Annotated in this window: 20 protein-coding genes; 5 read left to right on the top strand and 15 right to left on the bottom strand. The window is 60.1% G+C overall.

The annotated features are described in order from the left end of the window. Positions 1-99: 99 nt before the first annotated feature. The 10 genes from atpA to mnmG all read right to left on the bottom strand — a co-directional run bounded on the left by atpA (position 100) and on the right by mnmG (position 8,826). Positions 100-1,641 carry a F0F1 ATP synthase subunit alpha gene (atpA, locus tag A39O_RS0120025; protein ID WP_020506452.1) on the bottom strand — a complete coding sequence of 514 codons (1,542 nt, stop codon included), beginning with the start codon at positions 1,639-1,641 and terminating at the stop codon, positions 100-102. 43 nt (positions 1,642-1,684) lie between these two features. Then, positions 1,685-2,224, bottom strand: coding sequence for a F0F1 ATP synthase subunit delta (locus A39O_RS0120020; RefSeq protein ID WP_020506451.1), 540 nt, complete (start codon positions 2,222-2,224; stop codon positions 1,685-1,687). 9 nt (positions 2,225-2,233) lie between these two features. Further along, positions 2,234-2,704 (bottom strand): F0F1 ATP synthase subunit B, encoded by a 471-nt coding sequence (locus A39O_RS0120015; RefSeq protein ID WP_020506450.1) that lies wholly within the window; start codon positions 2,702-2,704, stop codon positions 2,234-2,236. A 68-nt stretch (positions 2,705-2,772) separates the two neighbouring features. Continuing rightward, positions 2,773-3,024, bottom strand: a complete 252-nt coding sequence (gene atpE / locus A39O_RS0120010) for a F0F1 ATP synthase subunit C (protein WP_020506449.1) — start codon at positions 3,022-3,024, stop codon at positions 2,773-2,775. A gap of 51 nt (positions 3,025-3,075) precedes the next feature. Then, complete coding sequence (gene atpB, locus A39O_RS0120005) at positions 3,076-3,945, bottom strand: F0F1 ATP synthase subunit A (protein ID WP_020506448.1); 870 nt, start codon at positions 3,943-3,945, stop codon at positions 3,076-3,078. Between the two features lie 10 nt (positions 3,946-3,955). Then, on the bottom strand, positions 3,956-4,360 hold the full coding sequence (locus A39O_RS0120000; RefSeq protein WP_020506447.1) for an ATP synthase subunit I: 405 nt from the start codon (positions 4,358-4,360) through the stop codon (positions 3,956-3,958). Between the two features lie 146 nt (positions 4,361-4,506). After that, the gene (locus tag A39O_RS0119995) at positions 4,507-5,448 is read right to left on the bottom strand and encodes a ParB/RepB/Spo0J family partition protein (RefSeq protein WP_020506446.1); all 942 of its coding nucleotides are present in this window, start codon (positions 5,446-5,448) and stop codon (positions 4,507-4,509) included. 12 nt (positions 5,449-5,460) lie between these two features. After that, the gene (locus A39O_RS0119990; RefSeq protein WP_020506445.1) at positions 5,461-6,249 is read right to left on the bottom strand and encodes a ParA family protein; all 789 of its coding nucleotides are present in this window, start codon (positions 6,247-6,249) and stop codon (positions 5,461-5,463) included. A 7-nt stretch (positions 6,250-6,256) separates the two neighbouring features. Beyond that, complete coding sequence (gene rsmG, locus A39O_RS0119985) at positions 6,257-6,943, bottom strand: 16S rRNA (guanine(527)-N(7))-methyltransferase RsmG (protein ID WP_020506444.1); 687 nt, start codon at positions 6,941-6,943, stop codon at positions 6,257-6,259. Continuing rightward, complete coding sequence (mnmG, locus tag A39O_RS0119980) at positions 6,940-8,826, bottom strand: tRNA uridine-5-carboxymethylaminomethyl(34) synthesis enzyme MnmG (protein WP_020506443.1); 1,887 nt, start codon at positions 8,824-8,826, stop codon at positions 6,940-6,942. The genes rsmG and mnmG overlap by 4 nt, the downstream gene beginning before the upstream one ends. A 157-nt stretch (positions 8,827-8,983) precedes the next feature. On the opposite strand from mnmG, the gene A39O_RS0119975 reads away from it, so the two are divergent. From A39O_RS0119975 to A39O_RS0119965, 3 genes are all read left to right on the top strand, one after another. After that, positions 8,984-9,925 (top strand): AAA family ATPase, encoded by a 942-nt coding sequence (locus tag A39O_RS0119975; RefSeq protein WP_020506442.1) that lies wholly within the window; start codon positions 8,984-8,986, stop codon positions 9,923-9,925. Between the two features lie 95 nt (positions 9,926-10,020). After that, positions 10,021-10,986, top strand: a complete 966-nt coding sequence (locus A39O_RS0119970) for a DUF58 domain-containing protein (RefSeq protein ID WP_020506441.1) — start codon at positions 10,021-10,023, stop codon at positions 10,984-10,986. Next, positions 10,955-12,991 carry a transglutaminase TgpA family protein gene (locus tag A39O_RS0119965; protein WP_245561938.1) on the top strand — a complete coding sequence of 679 codons (2,037 nt, stop codon included), beginning with the start codon at positions 10,955-10,957 and terminating at the stop codon, positions 12,989-12,991. The genes A39O_RS0119970 and A39O_RS0119965 overlap by 32 nt, the downstream gene beginning before the upstream one ends. Here A39O_RS0119965 and mnmE read toward each other — a convergent pair. The 5 genes from mnmE to rpmH are packed head-to-tail and all read right to left on the bottom strand — an operon-like array spanning position 12,953 to position 16,753. Then, entirely contained in the window at positions 12,953-14,290 is a 1,338-nt protein-coding gene (gene mnmE, locus A39O_RS38865; protein ID WP_083924800.1) for a tRNA uridine-5-carboxymethylaminomethyl(34) synthesis GTPase MnmE, read from the bottom strand. The genes A39O_RS0119965 and mnmE overlap by 39 nt on opposite strands. Before the next feature lie 32 nt (positions 14,291-14,322). After that, the gene (gene yidC / locus A39O_RS0119940) at positions 14,323-15,996 is read right to left on the bottom strand and encodes a membrane protein insertase YidC (RefSeq protein ID WP_026199560.1); all 1,674 of its coding nucleotides are present in this window, start codon (positions 15,994-15,996) and stop codon (positions 14,323-14,325) included. Positions 15,997-16,002: 6 nt separating this feature from the next. Then, entirely contained in the window at positions 16,003-16,224 is a 222-nt protein-coding gene (gene yidD, locus A39O_RS38860) for a membrane protein insertion efficiency factor YidD (protein ID WP_083924799.1), read from the bottom strand. Further along, complete coding sequence (gene rnpA / locus A39O_RS38855; protein ID WP_083924798.1) at positions 16,209-16,580, bottom strand: ribonuclease P protein component; 372 nt, start codon at positions 16,578-16,580, stop codon at positions 16,209-16,211. The genes yidD and rnpA overlap by 16 nt, the downstream gene beginning before the upstream one ends. Positions 16,581-16,618: 38 nt before the next feature. After that, positions 16,619-16,753 carry a 50S ribosomal protein L34 gene (gene rpmH, locus A39O_RS38850; RefSeq protein WP_083924797.1) on the bottom strand — a complete coding sequence of 45 codons (135 nt, stop codon included), beginning with the start codon at positions 16,751-16,753 and terminating at the stop codon, positions 16,619-16,621. A gap of 287 nt (positions 16,754-17,040) precedes the next feature. On the opposite strand from rpmH, the gene dnaA reads away from it, so the two are divergent. Together dnaA and dnaN are read left to right on the top strand one after the other, a co-directional pair. Continuing rightward, complete coding sequence (gene dnaA, locus A39O_RS0119935; protein WP_020506435.1) at positions 17,041-18,372, top strand: chromosomal replication initiator protein DnaA; 1,332 nt, start codon at positions 17,041-17,043, stop codon at positions 18,370-18,372. Between the two features lie 209 nt (positions 18,373-18,581). Further along, the gene (dnaN, locus tag A39O_RS0119930) at positions 18,582-19,682 is read left to right on the top strand and encodes a DNA polymerase III subunit beta (RefSeq protein ID WP_020506434.1); all 1,101 of its coding nucleotides are present in this window, start codon (positions 18,582-18,584) and stop codon (positions 19,680-19,682) included. Positions 19,683-19,708: the final 26 nt, after the last annotated feature.

Below are 19,708 nucleotides of genomic sequence, written 5' to 3'. Positions count from 1 at the left end.
TGGATGGCGGAGACGGCAGGGTGAATCGCAATGATGAAACGCGGAAGCCTCGCGCGACCACCCCCGGCTGGCGGATGGCGGTGTGAGGCTGGCGTCTCATTACCAGGTGTTGTTGGCCTTGAATTCCTTGATCGCCGCGTGCATCGCCACCTGGATCTCGTCGTTGAAATCACCGGTGGTGTTGATTCGCTCGAGCAGGGCCGCTTGGGCAGACTTCATGTAGGACTGAAGTGCGTGCTCAAAGTCCACGACTTTTTTGACATCCACGTCGTCCAGATAGCCTTCGTTGGCCGCGAAGAGCGACATCGCCATCTGGGCGACACTCATCGGGGAGTATTGCACCTGCTTCATCAGCTCGGTGACACGCTCGCCGCGTTGCAACTGCTTGCGGGTCGCCTCGTCCAGATCGGACGCGAACTGGGAGAAAGCCGCCAACTCACGGTACTGGGCCAGTGCCAGACGGATACCGCCGCCGAGTTTCTTGATGATCTTGGTTTGCGCGGCGCCGCCGACACGGGACACCGACAGACCCGCGTTGATGGCCGGGCGGATACCTGCATTGAAAAGGTCGGTCTCGAGGAAGATCTGGCCATCCGTGATGGAGATGACGTTGGTCGGTACGAAGGCCGACACGTCACCGGCCTGCGTTTCGATGATCGGCAGGGCCGTCAAGGAGCCGGTCTGGCCTTTCACCGCGCCGCCGGTGATCTCTTCGACATAATGCGCATTGACGCGCGCGGCACGCTCCAGCAGACGGGAATGGAGATAGAAGACGTCGCCGGGGTACGCCTCGCGGCCCGGCGGCCGACGCAGGAGCAGAGAAACCTGACGATAGGCCCAGGCCTGCTTGGTCAGATCGTCATAGATGATCAGGGCATCCTGGCCAAGATCACGGAAATACTCGCCCATGGTGCAGCCGGCATAGGGCGCGATGAACTGCATGGCGGCGGAGTCGGCGGCGGCGGCAGCGACGATGATGGTGTGATCCATCGCGCCGAACTCTTCGAGCTTGCGCACCAGGTTGGCAATAGACGAGTTTTTCTGGCCTATCGCAACGTAGATGCACTTAACGCCGGTGCCTTTCTGGTTGATGATGGTGTCGACCGCGACCGCGGTCTTGCCGGTCTGGCGGTCACCAATGATCAACTCGCGCTGGCCGCGACCGATCGGCACCATGGTGTCGATGGCTTTGATGCCGGTCTGCACCGGCTGGTCGACCGACTGGCGGGCAATAACGCCCGGCGCCACTTTTTCGATCGGGGAGGTGCCGACGGCATCGATCGGACCCTTGCCGTCGATCGGGTTACCCAGTGCGTCGACCACGCGGCCAAGCAGACCGGGACCAACCGGGACTTCAAGTACGCGACCGGTACAACGGACCCAGTCGCCTTCAGTCAGATGGGTGTAAGGGCCCAATACGACAGCGCCGACCGAGTCGCGCTCGAGGTTCAGCGCGAGCCCGAAGGTATCCCCGGGAAACTCCAGCATTTCGTAATAGCGGGCGTCGGACAGGCCATGCACGCGCACGATACCGTCCGTCAGGCTGACGATGGTGCCTTCGGTACGGGCCTCCGTCTTCAGCTCGAACTGTTCGATCTTCTGTTTGATGAGATCGCTGATCTCGGAAGGATTCAGTTGCATGACCGTGTCCTGTTCACAATGGGCCTGTTCAATGGAGGCCCGTTCAGAATTGCAAAGCGTTGGAAAGCTGCTTGAGCTTGCCGCGGACCGAGTCGTCGATCACCAGGTCGCCGGCATGAATCTCGACGCCTCCGATCAGGTCCGGGTCTTGTTCCACCGTCAGCTCCACCTGGGCACCGAGTCGCCGCGCCAGTGCTGTGGCCAGCACCTGCTCCTGGTCGGCATCGACCGGAAAGGCGCTGCGTACCAGCACCTGGCGAACGCCCTGTGCGGCCACGCGCCGCTCCTCGTAGAGCAGGGCGATCTCGGGCAGCGCGGCGAGACGGGCGTTCTCTGCCAACAATCTGACCAGGTTGCCGAGTTCAGCCGACATGGATTCGCCGCCGATCTGGATGATCAGGTCACGGAGACGTTCACGCGGGCAATTGGGATTGGCGATCTGGGCGGCCATGAGGGGGTCGGCCGCGATGTCGGCAAGCGCATTCAGGCTCGCGGACCATTGGTCCACGGTGCCGAGCTCCTGCGCACGCTTGAAGACCGCCTCCGCATAGGGCCGCGCGATGGTAGTGATTTCTCCGGCCATGGTGGTCCTTTAGATCTGTCTGGCGAAGTCGTCGACGAGCGACTGATGAGCGCGCACGTCGATTTCTTTCTTCAGGATCTTTTCGGCGGCGGCTACGGCCAGGGTCGCGACCTTTTCGCGCAGCTCTTCGCGAGCGCGATTGGTCTCGCGTTCGATCTCCGCCTGGGCGGCGGCGATCAGCCGCTGACCTTCGGAGCGAGCGTCGACCTTGGATTCTTCGACGATCTCTCCGGCGCGCTTCTGGGCCTGGCTGAGGATCTCGGTGGCTTGGGCCTTCGCAGTGTTCAGGACCTCCTGAGCGCGCTGCTCGCCTAGACTCTTCTCCTGGTGCCCGCGTTCGGCGGCGGCGAGACCTTCGGCGATCTTTGCCTTACGGTCGCTGAGCGCCTTGACGATAGGCGTCCAGACATAGGTCATAGTGAACCAGACGAAGACCCCGAAGGAGATCATCTGGCCGATGAGTGTCAGGTTGAAGTTCACTTGTATGCCTCGGGGTGCCTCGGGGTGCCTCTGAAGTTCCTTCCGGTCAGGCGCGTCCGATTCTTATGTCAGGCGGCGAACATCAGGTAAAGGCCCATGGCGATCGCGATGACCGGCAGCGCGTCGACGAGACCCATCACGATGAAGAATTGGGTACGCAGCATCGGGATCAGTTCGGGCTGACGGGCGGCGCCTTCGAGGAAGCGACCACCGAGCACACCGATGCCGACGCCCGCGCCGACCGCGCCAAGGCCGAGCATCAGGCCCGCGCCGATGAATCTGATAGCAGTTGCGAATGCTTGTGCGACTTCGAGTTCCATGGGTAACTCCGGTGGTTGGTCAGGCGGTTGAGAATAACGGGTGATTGAGGACTAGTGATGCGTCTGGTGGGCCATGTCGAGATAGACGACGGTCAGCACCATGAAGATGAAGGCCTGGAGCGTGATGATCAGGATGTGGAACACCGCCCAGACGAACTGCAGGGCGCCCGCGGTGAGCCCCAGCGCCCAGCCGCCGCCGAACATCAGCGCGATCAGGATGAAGATCATCTCACCGGCGTACATGTTACCGAAGAGACGCAGGGCGAGTGAAACCGGCTTGGACAGCAGGCTGATACCTTCCAGAATCAAATTGGCCGGCATGCCCCAGACGCCGAACGGCTGCAGGCTCAACTCACCGAGGAACCCGCCGACACCCTTCATCTTGAAGCTGTAGTAGAGCACCATTCCGAAGACCACCAAGGCCAGAGCAAAGGTGGTGTTGGGATCGGTGGTGGGCACGACCCGCAGGAAGACATGGTGGGGATCGGCACCAAAGATGGCCATCGACTGTCCGAACAACCAGGGCAGCAGGTCCACCGGAATCAAGTCCATCAGGTTCATCATGAAGACCCAGACGAAGATGGTCAGGGCCAGCGGCGCGACCAGCGGGTTCTTTCCGGTGAACGAGCCGCGCACGTTCTCGTCGATGAATTCAACGATCCACTCGGCGAAGTTCTGCGCTGCTCCCGGAATCCCGACACTCGCCTTTTCGGCCACGCCGCGGAAAAAGCGAACGAAAAGCCATCCGAGCAGGATGGAGAAAAACATGGTATCGACATTGATGGCCCAGAAGCCCATCTCGGCCGCACCCTGGGCATTGTGAGCAAAACTGAGCCCATGCTCCGGGTGCACACCCAGGGTGAGATTGGTGAGATGGTGCTGGATATATCCTTGAGCGGTCAGCGTTTCAGCGGTCGACATCGATCATCTCTCAGTGCGTGTCTTGGGTGCCCGACCGGGACGCCGCGCGGGCGCTCAGTTGGGCCGCAATCAAGGTGGAAGCGACCTGAATGACCAGGTAAGCAACCAACAGTGCCGGAACGTTCAGGCCATCGAGCGTCGCAAATGCCACGCCGAAGAGACCGATTAAAACTACGAGTTTCGCTACCTCAGCGCCATAAATGTTCAGCAACAACCGACCCGGCTCCTGGGCGCGGTAGCCCCGGAAGACCAAGACCGCGAAGAGGCTGTTGGCGAACAGACAGGAGCCAACTCCGATCATGACCGACATTGCCGTATGCCACCCGAAAGGTAGAGCGATCAGCAATGCGCTCAAACCAAGAATGGCTTGAACCTGCAAGGTCTTTTTAGCCAGCCGGGCATCTGCCTGTTGCATCGGATTCGGAACATGCTGCGAGGACTGATCCCTGCCGAACGCGCAGTATACGGGGTCGAAAATTGCGGGTCAACGCACGAGAGTCCGCTGGTTCCATGGATCTAGCTGATTCTAATCATTGCAGAATACCGATGGCCTGATGTTTTTCACTGAATGTGTTCAAGTATTCCGTCCAGTTCTTCCAGGCTGTTGTAGGCGATGACCAGCTTTCCGGTGCCGCGTGCGCCCTGCTGGATCTGCACCCGCGCCCCCAGGCGGTCGGTCAGATCGTCCTGGAGACGGCGGACATTGGGGTCGAGGTCCGGCTTGGCGACCGGCGCCGCCGGGGCCTCGTCGGCCTGTTGCAGGCGGCGCACCAGCCGCTCGGTCTCACGCACCGACAGACCGCCGGCAACCACTTGCCGGGCGGCCGTGCTTTGCGCCGGGCCTTTGAGACCGAGCAGGGCCCGGGCGTGGCCCATTTCGATTTGGGAGTGATCGACCAGCGTCTTGACGTCGGGGTTCAGTTCTAAGAGCCGCAGCAGGTTGGTCACCGTGGTGCGGGACTTGCCCAGGGCCTCGGCGATCTGCTGGTGGGTGAGCCGGAACTCGGTCAGCAGACGCTCCAGGGCGCCGGCCTCTTCCAACGGATTGAGATCGGCGCGCTGAATGTTTTCGATCAGTCCGATGGCCACCGCGGCGAGTTCGTCGCACTCACGAATGACGGCCGGAATGTCGACGAGCCCGGCCTGCTGGGAGGCTCGCCAGCGCCGCTCGCCGGCGACGAGTTCGTAGCGGTCGTCGCCGATCGGCCGCACGACCACGGGCTGGATGACGCCCTGGGCGGCGATCGAGTCGGCCAGTTCGCGCAGGGCATCCGGGTCGAAGTCACGGCGCGGCTGATAACGCCCACGCTGGATTTGTTCGAGTGGAAGCCGGGTGATGCGCTCGCCGATCGGGAGTACGGAGTCGACGGGCGGTGGCTGCTCGGTGCTCAACGGCACGACGGGCACCGGGGGCAGGCGGGTCGCGCCGAGCAGGGCGTCAAGACCGCGACCAAGGCCACGTTTTTTTTGCGGCGAGTTGCCGGCTTCTTCCACGGGGTCCATCAATCGGGCGCCTCAGGAGACAGAGTGTCGTTTATGGTTGCGGCGCAGCACTTCGCTCGCCAGGGCCAGATAAGAGACGGCCCCTTTCGAGACGGGGTCGTAGAGCAGGACCGACAAGCCGTGACTCGGGGCCTCCGCCAGGCGGACGTTGCGGGGAATGATGGTGCGGTAGACCTGGTCGGTGAAGTGGGTGACAAGCTGGGTCGAGACTTGATTGGCCAGGTTGTTACGCGGATCGTGCATGGTGCGCAGGATGCCCTCGATCTGGAGCCCGCTGTTGCGGCTTTCACGGACCTGGGCGATGGTGTCGATCAGGGCGGAAAGTCCCTCCAGGGCGTAATACTCGCACTGGATCGGGATCAGAACGCCGTGAGCGGCAACCAACGCATTGAGGGTCAGCATGTTGAGGGACGGCGGGCAGTCGATGATGATCAGCTCGTAGTCCTCGACGACGGTCGCCAGGATCTTGGCAAGTCGGCGCTCCCGATCGGCGGAACCGATCAGGCCGACCTCAGCGGCGGTCAGGTCGGCATTGGATGGCAACAGGTCGAAGCCGGGGGCCGGTTCGGCCACCCGCTGTACACAGGACGCGAATGGGATGTCGGACAGCAAGAGGTCGCAACTGGAGTGTTCAATGGTGTGCTTGTCGACCCCGCACCCCATGGTGGCGTTGCCCTGCGGATCCATATCGACCAGCAGGACACGCCGCTTCATGGACGCCAGGGCAGCGGCCAGATTGACGGCAGTGGTGGTTTTGCCGACCCCGCCTTTCTGATTGGCAACGGCGATAATACGAACCATGGCAGGATCACTCACAGCGGATCTCGATGAGGTGGCGGTCGCCTTCAAGGAACGGCACGCACAGGGGGTGCACGGTCAGGTCAAGGTCGCTGAGCGCCGGGTTGCGGAGCTCGTCGTGCGGATAGCGGCCCTTCATGACCAACAAGCGCCCCGGACGGTCGAGCAGGGGGGCCGCCAGCAGGTGGATCGCGGCGATCTCCGCGACGGCCCTGGTGACTATGGTACTGAATTTTCGCCCCGGCCGGTATGACTCGATGCGGCTGTGCACGGCCTCGACCTGGGTGAGGCCGAATTCCATGACGGCTTGGCGCACGAAACGAATCTTCTTGCCGCTGCCGTCGAGGAGGCAGTAGCGGCGGTCCGGGTCGCAGAGGGCTAGCGGGAGTCCGGGTAATCCGGCACCGGTGCCGAGGTCGAGGACAGTATCGCCGAACAGAAACGCACGGATCGCCAGGCTGTCGAGCAGGTGTCTTGGCACTTGCTCGTCGGGGTCGCGCACCGCGGTGAGGTTGTAGGTGCGATTCCAACGAGCCAGCAGTTCGAGGAACGCGAACATCCGGTAGATTTGGCTTGGAGTCAACAGGATGCCGAGCGCGGCGGCGCCGTCGGCGAGACGCGCCCGCGGGGAAACGGGAAGGGTGGGGACCATGTTCGGATCGGTGGTCAGGTCGGGAAAGACTGCATTCCGAGTCACGCGCTGTGCCGCTTCAGGTGGATCAACAGCAGCGACACCGCGGCGGGCGTAACCCCAGGAATCCGGGCCGCCTGGCCAAGGGTAGCAGGGCGCACCCGGGTGAGCTTTTCGCGGACCTCGGTGGAGAGTCCGCGGACACCGGCGAAGTCGAAGTTTGCCGGGAGCGACTTGGATTCCTGATCACGGGAGCGGTCGATCTCCGCTTGCTGGCGAACGATGTAGCCGTCGTAGTGGCAGCGGATCTCGATCTGCTCGGCAACCGCCGGGTCGATCGGCAGTTCCGGCTCGCCGGTCAGACGGACGATGCCGCGATAGTCGACCTGCGGCCGGGCCATGAGGTCGAGCGCGCGGATCTCGCGCCGCAGGGGCTCGCCGAGGACGGCGATCTGATCGGCCAGCGGGACGGCGTCAGGGCGCACCCAGATGTCGCGCAGCCGCTGCTGCTCGCGGGCGACGGCCTCGCGCTTGCTGTCGAAGGCCCGCCACTGCGCCTCGGCGACCAGCCCGAGCCCGTAGCCGATCTCGGTGAGCCGGTGATCGGCGTTGTCTTCCCGCAGCAACAGGCGGTACTCGGCCCGGCTGGTGAACATCCGGTAGGGCTCAGTGGTGCCGCGCGTGATCAGATCATCCACGAGGACGCCGAGGTAAGCCTGATCCCGACGCGGGTACCAGGGATCGCGGCCCAGCACCCGCAGGGCGGCATTGGCTCCGGCCAGGAGCCCTTGGGCCGCCGCTTCTTCATAGCCGGTGGTACCGTTGATCTGACCGGCAAAAAAGAGGTTCTCGACCGGCTGGGTCTCAAGGGTCGCAGCGAGGTCGCGCGGGTCGAAAAAATCGTACTCGATGGCGTAGCCCGGACGGGTGATGTGGGCATGCTCGAACCCGAGCAGGGATCTGACGAGGGCCTGCTGAATGTCGTAGGGCAGGCTGGTGGAGATGCCGTTGGGATACACCTCATGGGTGGAGAGGCCTTCCGGCTCGACGAAGATCTGGTGGCTCGATTTGTCGGCAAAGCGCACGATCTTGTCTTCGATGGAGGGGCAGTAACGCGGGCCGATCCCTTCGATCAGACCGGTGAACAGTGGCGAACGCGACAGCCCGGAGCGGATCACGTCATGGGTGCGCGCATTGGTATGGGCGATGAAACAACTCACCTGGCGGGGGTGATCGGCCACACTGCCCATGAAGGAGAACACGGGAGTCGGCTGATCGCCGGGCTGTTCCTTGAGTTGCCGATAATCGATGGTGCGGCCGTCGATGCGCGGCGGCGTTCCGGTCTTGAGCCGCGCGACCCGGAAGGGCAGCTCGCGCAGTCGATGGGCGAGGGCATTGGCCGGTGGATCGCCCGCACGGCCACCTTCATAATTCGCAAGACCGACATGGATGCGGCCGGCCAGAAAGGTCCCGGCAGTCAGGACGACGGCGCGCGCCTTGAAGTTGAGTCCCATCTGGGTACGAACACCCTGGACGCGACTTTTGCCCCCATGTTCTTCCAAGAGCAGGTCGTCAGCGGCCTGCTGGAAGATCGAGAGGTTCGGCTGTCCCTCACAGGCGCTGCGCACAGCCGCCTTATACAGTGCACGATCCGCCTGGGCGCGGGTGGCCCGCACGGCCGGCCCCTTGCTGGCGTTGAGGATGCGGAACTGGATACCGGCGCGGTCCGCGGCCCGGGCCATGAGGCCGCCGAGCGCGTCGATCTCTTTCACCAGATGACCCTTGCCGATGCCGCCGATGGCCGGGTTGCAGCTCATACTGCCGATGGTGTCGGTGCTGTGGGTGAGGAGGAGGGTGCGTACACCCAAACGCGCGGAGGCCAGGGCCGCCTCGGTCCCGGCGTGTCCGCCGCCAATGACGATGACGTCGTAATGATCGGTCGCAAACATGGTAAAAATCATCGCATAAGCTCAGCGAAGGTGGCAGTTTAGGCGATTGCCGGAAAATCCTGTACCAGATCGCGAAGGATTTTCGTCTGCCTTTGTCGGAGGCACACCCACGACCACCGACAAGGCACCGGCCAAGAACGACACGCACAGAGACCCTATGCCGCAATCAACCCCGCACCCGCAGGTGAAGCTGATCGAAACCCTCCTCGCTACGGCGGGCAGGATTATCCTGGGAAAGGAGCACGAGATCCGCTTGGCGGTGACCTGCCTCTTGGCGCGGGGCCACCTCCTGATTGAAGATTTGCCGGGGGTCGGCAAGACGACGCTGGCCCACCTGCTGGCACGACTGCTCGGGCTGCAGTATTCACGTATCCAGTTCACCAGCGATCTGCTACCCGCTGACGTGGTCGGGGTCTCCGTCTTCGAGCGGGGGACCGAATCTTTTCGCTTTCACCCTGGTCCGGTGTTTGCGCAATTGGTGCTCGCCGACGAGATCAACCGCGCGACGCCGAAGGCACAGAGTGCGCTGTTGGAGGCGATGGAGGAGCGGCAAGTGACGGTCGACGGCGAGACCAGGCCCCTGCCCGCGCCGTTTTTTGTGATCGCGACACAGAACCCCTCCTACCAGGTCGGCACCTTTCCACTTCCGGAGTCCCAGCTGGATCGTTTCCTGATGCGCATCCGCCTCGGTTATCCCGCCACGGCGCAAGAGAAGGAACTGCTGGCCGGAGAGGATCGCCGGGCCATGGTGCTGCAGCAGTCAGCGGTGTTGTCCGCCACCGAGATCGCTGCGCTTCAGACCGCGGTTGGTCAGGTGCATGCGGCGGCACCGCTGATCGACTACTGCCATGGAATCCTGGCGTTCACCCGGCGTTGCGAGCGCTTCGCCCATGGGCTCTCGCCGCGCGCCGGGGTTGGGCTGTTGCGTGCGGCGAAGGCATGGGCACTCCTCGACGGACGTCATTTCCTGATCCCGGAGGATATTCAGGCGGTGCTGCCGGCCTGCGCCATTCATCGTTTGATAGGCAACGATGGAACCGGACGGCTCGACCATGACGAGGTGTCAACTGCGATCCTGACGGCGGTCGCGGTACCATGACCTTCGGGCGCCGACTGCATCGGTTTCGCCTTACCCGCGGAACCGCCGGAAAGCACCCTGGGGCGCGGCTCAGGGGTGCGTCACTGCGATCCGCCGTGAAGCGGATCTTCAACGGACTCCTGCGCCGAGCACCGATGGACAAGGACGGGGTCGCCCGCATTGCGGCCAGGCAGATCTATATTCTGCCGACCAGTATTGGAATGCTCTATGCCACGACCGTCTTCGTCATGCTGCTGGGTTCGCTGAACTATCAGAATAATATCGGTTTGCTCTTCGCGTTCTTCATGGCATCGGTCGGGTTGGTAGCGATGCACCATTGCTGGTACAACCTCCTTGGATTAGCCATTTCAGTGCGCTCGGGTCCCGCGGTGTTCGATGGCGCCGCGGCGCTGTTCGAGGTCACTTTGAGCAATGAGCGGTCACACGCCCGCTACGATTTGCGCTTAAAAGGAGGTCTCGATGCGAGCACCCCCGTCGCCCTCGATGCGCACGACCAACGGGGCATCGCCTTCGCCCAGCCGACAAGCCGACGAGGTCTGCTGTGGCTGACGGATCTCGAGGTCGAAACCCGACACCCGATGCACCTGTTTCGCGCCTGGTGCTACGCGCGCGGACAAGCCAGCGTCTTGGTCTATCCCCGTCCGGCTGTCGCGGCACCGTCGCCCGTTCAGAGCAGCGGTGATACGCACCGACCGGCCGCGCGAACCGGTGAAGGCGCGGATGACTACATCGGCAGCCGTGAGTATCGCAGCGGCGATTCGACCCGACATTTGGATTGGAAAGCCTTTGCGCGCGAACGCGGGCTGGTGGTCAAGCAATTCGGCGGCGATGATGGACTCGAAGTCTGGATCGACTGGAGAGCGTTGAGCACGCCCGATCCGGAAGAGCGTATTCGGCTGTTGACGCGACAGGTGCTGGATGCCGGGGCGGCAAACCTGAGGTTCGGGATGAGACTGCCGGGCACCGAGATCGGCCTCGCCAGCGGCGCCGATCAGATGCAGCATTGTCTGCGGGAACTCGCACTTTTTGATGATGGCCAAACAAAAGCTCCTTCCCATTGACGAACAGCCTGAGCGTTACCAAACACTCGCCCTGGTCCTAACGGTGAGCGCCGCCTATCTGCCGCTCGCGTCTCACCTGAATTGGCGCGTCTCGGCGTTCGTCGCTTTGGTATTGATCCTGCGGTTCGCGGCAGTGCGTTGGCCGGCCGCTGCGCCCGGCCGCTGGCTGTTGCTGGCTTTGACCTTAGTCGGAGTGGCGAACTGCCTGCTGGCCAATCACACCCTGGTTGGCAAGCTGGGCGGCACATCACTGCTTGTGACCATGCTGGCATTGAAGTTGCTCGAGTTGCGCGCACGCCGCGACCATCGCATCAGCGCCATCGCGCTCTGTTTCGTGGTCGTGGTGCAATTTCTGTTCGACCAGGGAATTGGATTGACGCTGTACTTTGGCGGCATTGCGTTCATGATCGTCGCGCTGCTCGTGGATTTGAACGGCGGTATCGGTTCACCCCCAATCCGCCGGGCCATGCCGGTCGTGCTGCGGATCTGCCTCCAGGCGCTTCCTCTGACGATCGTTCTGTTCGCGCTCTTTCCCCGACTGACAAGTCCCCTATGGAGCCTTGGCTTTGATCAGGATCGGGCAACCATGGGCATGAGTGAGTCGATGGAACCGGGCTCGATCAGCGAACTGGTGATCAACGGAGATCTCGCCTTTCGCGCGCGTTTCGACCAACGTCCGCCAAGGCCCGATCAGCTCTATTGGCGCGGCTTGGTGCTATGGGAGGTCGATAACCGGAAATGGTCACCGGGGCGTGTTAACCAGTATCAGCCGGCTGACTCCGAACTGACCCGAGCGGCGGAGCGGATCGATTACGAGATTGTGCTGGAGCCCTCCCGACAACGCTGGATGTTCAGTTTGGATCTGCCGATCGAACATCCGCCGAATACCGTTCTGAGCCGTGACTTTCAATTGCTGTCGGATCGCCCCATCACCACGGCAAGACGCTATCGACTCAGCTCTGCTCTGGATTTCCGGACCGCGGTCCCGGCCGATGCCGAGCGGCGCTATGCTCTGCGCTTACCGGATAATACGAGCGAACGCATGATTGCGCTCGTCAAGCAATGGCAGCTCGAAACCGATTCAGACTGGGCTTTGGTCCAAAAAGGGTTGGACTTTTTCAACCGTGAGGAATTTCACTACACGCTGTTGCCGCCCAAGCTCGGGGCCAATCCCTGGGATGAATTCCTTTTTCTAACACGCAGCGGCTTTTGCGAACACTATGCCGGAAGTTTCGCAGTACTGATGCGGATCGCGGGCCTACCGTCTAGGGTCGTGCTCGGTTATCTCGGCGGTGAGCTCAATCGCATCGGTGGTTATCACTTGATCTGGCAATCGGATGCGCACGCCTGGGTTGAAGTGATGATCGCCGGGCGGGGATGGGTGCGTGTCGATCCGACCAGCGCTGTAGCACCATCCCGCGTGGACAATCGAGGTGCGTCCCGCTTGCTCGGGACCTACGCACCGGCACGCTTCCATATCGATTCCACGGGGGTCCTGGCGAACACGATACGACATTTGCGATTGCTGGCCGACAGCATCGATGCCGCCTGGCAGCGTTCGGTCCTGGACTATTCAGCCGCCGAGCAAACCCGCCTGCTCGATCGGTTGGGGCTGGCGGACTATGGGGAGTTCGCACTGGCAGGTATCATGGTGGCCGCGGTCACGGTGGTCATGGGACTGATTCTGTTCGGGCTGGTTCATCAGCCCGTTGCGATCGATCCGGCCACTCGCTGCTTCGCCTTACTGTGTCGCCGATTGGCAGCGGTGGGGTTGGTACGGCACGCGCATGAAGGACCGCTTGATTTTGCTGCACGCGTCGCCGTCGCTCGCCCCGACTTCGCCCTGCGGGTCAACGCGATCGTCGCCCTGTATATCCGCGGGCGTTATATGCCGAACCCGACAGTCGCGGATGTGCAGCGCCTCTCACAACTGGTCAAAGCGTTCGTCCCGAGAAAACCGAGACGCTCATTTTCCAATGCAAAATGTAGAAAATATTTCGCCTAGAAGATCGTCTGAAGTGACCGCTCCGGTAATCTCTCCAAACGCTTGTTGAGCGTCTCGCAACTCTAGGGCGACGACTTCAGGCCCCAATCCCGTGTCGAAAGACACTTTGGATGAATGCAGTGCGGCCAGACCTCGCCGCAGCGCATCCAGATGCCGACGACGGGCGACAAAGGACCCTTCACCAAGCCCTTCTACCCCAGCCGTCGCGCGCAGGTGCCGCCTGAGGTCGTCGATTCCAGCCCCGGTTAAAGCTGATATCGAGATCTCAGTGAATCCGTGCGTATTTTGCGGCGCAGGGGTAGGTGTGACCAGATCGCTTTTGTTGCGGATCAAAGTCACTCTTGCATCTTGATGGAGCCCACCGAGTTCCTCGCTATCCAGGCCCAGGGAGGCATCGTAAACCCAAAGGATCTGATCCGCTTTGCCTAATTGCTCACGTGCGCGCCGCACGCCTTCCTGCTCGACCAGTTCATGGGTTTCCCGAATACCAGCCGTATCGATGACCGTTACCGGAAGACCTTCGATCTCCATATCGTAGCGTAACAGGTCGCGGGTCGTACCGGCGACTGGGGTCACAATGGCTGCATCCTGTTGAACCAGCACATTGAGTAGGCTCGATTTACCCGAGTTCGGACGGCCTGCGATCACCACGCGGAGACCATCGCGAATACGTTCGCCCTGATGCGCCTCGAACAAGACTTGATCGGTCGCCGCGATTAAAGCGTTGAGTCGTTCACGCAGATCATGCGACAGGTGATCGTCGATATCTTCTTCCGGGAAATCAAGGGTCGCTTCAATGCCGGTACGAAGACGGACGAGATCGTCCACCAACGTGTGGATTCGCGTGGAGAAGGCCCCTTGAAGACTACGAATCGCAAGCCTGGCCGAGAGGGAGGTGGTACTTTCGACAAGATCCGCGATGGCTTCCGCCTGAGTCAGGTCAAGTTTCCCATTCAAGAAGGCCCTTTCCGAGAACTCACCTGGTCTGGCTGGTCGAGCACCAAGTTCAAGACAACGGGAAACCAGGAGGTCGAGCACCACTGGACCGCCATGGCCCTGGAGTTCGAGCACATCCTCTCCGGTGAAAGAACGCGGTCCCGGAAAAAAGAGTGCGATGCCTTCATCAATCGGTTGACCAGTGCGTGCGAGAAATCCGCAAAAGCTGGCGAGGCGCGGACGAAGCGCGCGCCCCGTCACCGCATGGGCGATTGCCCGTGCAGCAGGACCGCTGACACGAACCACACCAACACCGCCGACACCCGGTGCCGTGGCAATTGCCGCAATGGTATCAGCGGTCATTTACGCGGTCGGTCATCCGAGTAAAAAGAAAATCAGCGGTTACGTTTGGCTGCTTCCTTATCGATATTCCTGGTGATATGCCATTGCTGAGCGATTGACAGCAGGTTGTTTACCGTCCAATAGAGCACCAACCCGGCGGGGAAGAATGCGAAGAAGATCGTAAACACGAACGGCAAGCTCATCATGACCTTTGCCTGGATCGGATCCGGTGGCGCCGGGTTCAATTTCGACTGCACGAACATGGAAATACCCATGATCAATGGCAGGACGAAATAGGGGTCAGGGGCTGAGAGGTTGTCGATCCACAGAATGAACGGTGCTTGGCGGAGCTCGACACTCTCCAGCAGCACCCAATACAGGGCGATGAAAACAGGAATTTGTACCAGGATCGGTAAACAGCCGCCGAGCGGGTTTATCTTCTCCGTCTTGTACATTTCCATCATTGCCTGGTTCAGACGTTCCTTATCATCCCCATACCGGTCCTTGAGCGCTTGCATACGCGGTGTAATCTGGCGCATCTTCGCCATCGATTTATAACTGGCCTCGGAGAGCTTGTAGAACGCCAGCTTGATCAGGATCGTGAGAACGACGATTGCCCAACCCCAGTTCCCGACAACCATGTAGATCATGTCGAGGAGCCAATGGATCGGCTGGGCGATCACGGTCAGCCAACCGAAATCGACCGTGAGTTCCAGACCAGGCGCGACCGCTGCCAGCGTTGATGGAAGTTTTGGTCCGATGTAAACCTGATTGGTAAAGGTATGGGAGGCGCCGGCGTTGACGACAACAGGTGGGCTGTACTTCCCGATGATGTAGCGTGAGCCATCGAGGACATTCGTATAAAACGTCTCGCTGATGCCCCGCGGCGGTATCCAGGCGGACATGAAGTAATGCTGGATCATCGCGATCCAACCGTCGGTGACAGAGCGTTCGAGCTTTTGCTCGCGCATCTGATCGAATGAGATCTTGGTATATTTGTCTTCGGGGGTGTAATAGACACCCCCGGTGTAGGTGCTGACAAAGCGTGAGGCATTCGGATCGATCAACTCGGTACGCTGCAACTGGGCATACTCGCGAGCGATCAGTGGTTGGGCCGAATTGTTCAGGACTTCCTGAGTCGATTCGACGACATAGCTCCCACGCTGGAACCGAAGGTTCTTGCGAACCTGGACGCCGTCGGGAGAGGTCCAGGAAAGCGGAACCGTCAGCGAGGTCTGGCCGGGCTCCAGGACATATTGGCTGGACTCGCTGGTAAACAGGGCTTCATGGGTCGGCAGAGCATCGGAAGCCGAGCCGATCAATCCGGACTGCACGACAAACATGTTCGGCGTGTCGGGTTTCAGGAGACGTAACTTCACGTCCGGGGCTTCAGGAGCCACCGCATAATCGGTCAGCCAGGCGCTGGCGATGGTTCCACCTTTGGTCGAAATCTCGACCTTCATCAGGTCCGTCTCGACCGTGATGAGTCGCCCTGAATCTGCAGTCGTTTGGCTCGTCGCAAGCGGTAGAACGCTGCTGGGTGGCTTTGGTGCCTCGCTTTGAAGGCCAGGGATGCCATCTGCACCGCTCGGGGCCGTAGCGGACTTCTCAGTGGTCGCGACTTGTCTTGCGGTGGTTGCGGGACCGTAGTCCTGCAGCCAGGCCTGATAGATCAGCAGCGAAACTGCGGCGAGCGAAAAAATGAGGATTAAGCGGATATTATCCATGGGTTATCACTGCTTCTTCGTCGGGACAGGATCGCATCCGCCGGGGTGCCACGGATGGCATCGCGACAGTCGGAGGACTGCCAGATAGGTTCCCTGTAACGGGCCGTAGCGGTCGATGGCCTCGATGGCGTACGCCGAGCATGTTGGGTAAAACCGACAGTGCGGTCCAATCACCGGGCTGATCAGGTACTGATATGCTCGGACAAACCAGATCAGGGCCTTACCCATGACGCGTTCCTAATGGAGTTCCACGCCTGACCGAGCGCGGAAAAGAGGGTTTGATTGGTCGCGTTCGATGCCTTGGCTGTCGCTAGCACCACGATATCGACCGCCGGTAGCGCCGAACCTTGGTTTCGGAAGCTCTCGCGGGCAATGCGCTTGAGTCGGTTGCGATCGTGGGCACGCCGGGCGTACCGCTTGGATATCGCAAGTCCGAGTCGAGGGCTGCCAAGAGCGTTCGGACAGGCGACCACCATGTACACGCCAACGCCAAAGCGAAAACCGGCTTTGAGTACGTGTTGGTACTGAATCGGATTGACGAGCCGACGGTTCCGCGGTAGACCGAGAGGGTGTTCGAGCGGCACGCGTGCGTCAGCCGATCGAGGGCCTTTAGGTCGTAGCGCTACGGGGTGAGGCGGACTCGACCTTTCGCCCGGCGCGCGCTGAGAACTTTACGACCGTTTCTGGTTGCGTTACGTGCACGAAAGCCGTGGGTACGCGCGCACTTGATGCGACTTGGCTGGAAGGTACGTTTCATGATGATCTCTAGTGCGTGCGTTCTGGAGCTACTGTGACGCGCTCGAAAAAAGACTTCGAAATTTAAACGGTTTCACGGGAGATGTCAACTACTTCAAACGGGTGCAGGCTTCGCTCTTCCTGTGGATAACTTCCGCCCGCAGGGCTAGACTTGGGGTCTACGGCTTGGTTTGGCGGCTCAAGGCTCTTGGGTCGAGCCAAGTGTTATCAGAGTTTGAATGATCGGACGGTACCAGGTTTCCAAGAAGGGTTCAGTAACGATCAGCGAAGGGCAATATTGGGTGGATTATGGATTTATGGCAACAGTGTATCTTGCGGTTGAAGGGGGAGTTGACGGCAGCCGAGTTCAACACATGGATTCTGCCGCTGCAGGCACGATGTGAAGGTGAGGTTCTTCGGCTGTTCGCGCCGAATAAGTTCGTGCAGGATTGGGTCAGACAGCACTACGAGGAGCGGTTGGTCGAGTTTGCGCGGCACGCCAGCAGCGGCGCGGTTAGCCGGATCCGGTTCGACGTCGGGGGGATCGACAGAGCCGAGAGCACGGTAGCGCCCCCGCCCGTCGAGACGGTTGACGACACCGAGCGGTTCGTTGAGCGGCGCACGGAGTCCAGGCTCAATCCTGAATTTAGTTTCGACACCTTTGTGGAAGGTAAGTCGAACCAACTTGCACGGGCCGCTTCGATGCAGATCAGCCAATCGCCTGGTGTGGCCTATAATCCGCTTTTCATTTATGGGGGGGTCGGTCTCGGGAAGACCCATTTGATGCACGCGGTCGGCAATATGTTATTGGAGAGAAATCCGACAGCAAAAGTGGCCTATCTCCATTCGGAGCGGTTTGTCGCCGAGATGATCAGGGCATTGCAGAACAATCGCATCGACGAGTTCAAGAAAACCTATCGCTCATTAAATGCGCTATTGATCGATGACGTCCAGTTCTTCGCCGGTAAGGAGCGATCTCAGGAAGAGTTCTTTCATACGTTCAATGCGCTGTTTGAGTCAAGGCAACAGATTGTGCTGTCGAGCGACAGATTTCCGAAAGAAGTGGTTGGGCTTGAAGAGCGGCTCAGATCACGTTTTGGCTGGGGCCTGACGGTCTCGATCGAGCCGCCGGATCTGGAAACAAGTGTCGCCATTTTGCAAAGCAAGGCGAACTTGCTCGGTGTATCGCTACCTGAAGATGTTAGTTTCTTCGTCGGGCGGCGCATTCGGTCCAACATTCGTGAACTGGAAGGGGCGTTGCGTCGGCTCGTCGCAAATGCGCAGTTCATGGGCCGTGCCATTACGGTGGAGTTTGCAAAGGAGGCGCTGCGGGATATGTTGGCAGCGCAGGACAAGCGCGTTACTATCGAAAGCATCCAAAAGGCTGTTGCCGAGTATTATAAAATCCGAACATCGGATCTGCTTTCGGCTAAGAGAAATCGGTCGATCGCTCGCCCACGGCAGATCGCGATGACACTGGCAAAGGAACTGACCAAGCATAGCTTGCCGGAGATCGGAACCGCGTTCGGTGGGCGCGATCATACAACAGTGCTACATGCAACCAGAAAAATTAAAGAGTTGAAAGAGAGCGATTCTGCCGTTGAAGAGGATTATCGAAATTTGCTGCGTGGGTTGTCATGAAAGCTGTGGATAAGATGGGTGTAAGGGGGGCGGAGAGCGGGTGGCTGTTTTTGGTCACGAGTTATCCACAGATTTCAAGCAACGATATCAAGGGCGAATTGGCAGGGTATGTTGCTGTAATTTCTTGGGTTTACGCTTTTGGCAACATACCCACAGCCCTTATTACTATTACTTCTTAAAATATATATAAAGTAAAAGAGGTTAAACGCATGGACATCACGGTAAACAGGGAACACTTGCTCCCGATTCTCAACAAGGTGGTGGGAGTTGTCGAAAGGAGGCAGACATTACCCATTTTAGGGAATCTGTTGGTTTCTGCTGACGAGGGTGAGGTAAGTATCGTAGGTACCGATCTTGAAATCGAGATCCGGGCTTCCAGTGAGGCGAAGATCACGGAGTCGGGACAGGTGACCATTCCGGCGAGAAAGCTCTCGGATATTTGTCGGTCGCTTGGTGAAGGTGCGGATATCCGTTTAAAGGTTACCGGGGATCGATGCGTATTGACGGCGGAGCGTGGGCGTTATGTGCTTGGCACGCTGCCTGCGGCGGACTTTCCGAGTGTTGAGGCGCAACCTGCGGAAGAGATCTTGACAGTGGAGGAGTCGACCTTAAAGCGATTGTTGGAGAAAACGGGATTCGCCATGGCGCAGCAGGACGTTCGGTATTATTTGAATGGGTTGCTGTTGCAGGTGCAGAAGGAAGTGCTCAGGGCGGTTGCGACGGACGGGCACCGGCTGGCCGCGTTCGAGTGTGCTTGTTCTCTGGGTTTGAGTGAATCTCGCTCGGTGATCATCCCGTTTAAGACGGTCAATGAGTTGAGGAGACAATTGGGGTTGAGTTCGGCAAGCGTGCAGGTTGAGATTGGGGAGCGTTTGATCAGGTTTCTTGTCGGAAGAACCGTAACCACGTCGAAACTTGTTGATGGTCGGTATCCGGAGTATGAGCGGGTGATTCCAACGGGGCTTTCGAAGGTGGCGTATGCTAACAAAGATGCGCTGAAGCGGGCGCTTTCCCGTACCGCGATTTTGTCAAACGAGAAGTATCGTGGTGTTCGATTGGTGTTTGAGCCAAATTTGCTGAGGTTGGTTGCACATAATCCAGAGCAGGAGGAGGCGGTGGAAGAAATGGAGTTGGTCTATGTTGGCGATCCCACCACGATCGGGTTTAACGTGGCCTATCTTTCGGATTTGCTGAACGCGGTGGACAGCGATAGCGTGGAGGTGCGGTTTGAAGATGGCAATAGCAGTTCGCTCTGGAGGGGGAAGGATGCGACCGCGGAGACGTACGTGGTGATGCCGATGCGGCTGTAGTTCAAGTCAGTTCTTGTCTGACAGCG

This window comes from Lamprocystis purpurea DSM 4197, assembly GCF_000379525.1.
In the GTDB taxonomy this organism is placed as follows: Bacteria; Pseudomonadota; Gammaproteobacteria; order Chromatiales; family Chromatiaceae; genus Thiodictyon; species Thiodictyon purpureum.
The sequence above is the reverse complement of the archived record's forward strand: the minus strand, read 5'-3'. Positions and strand labels throughout refer to the sequence as shown.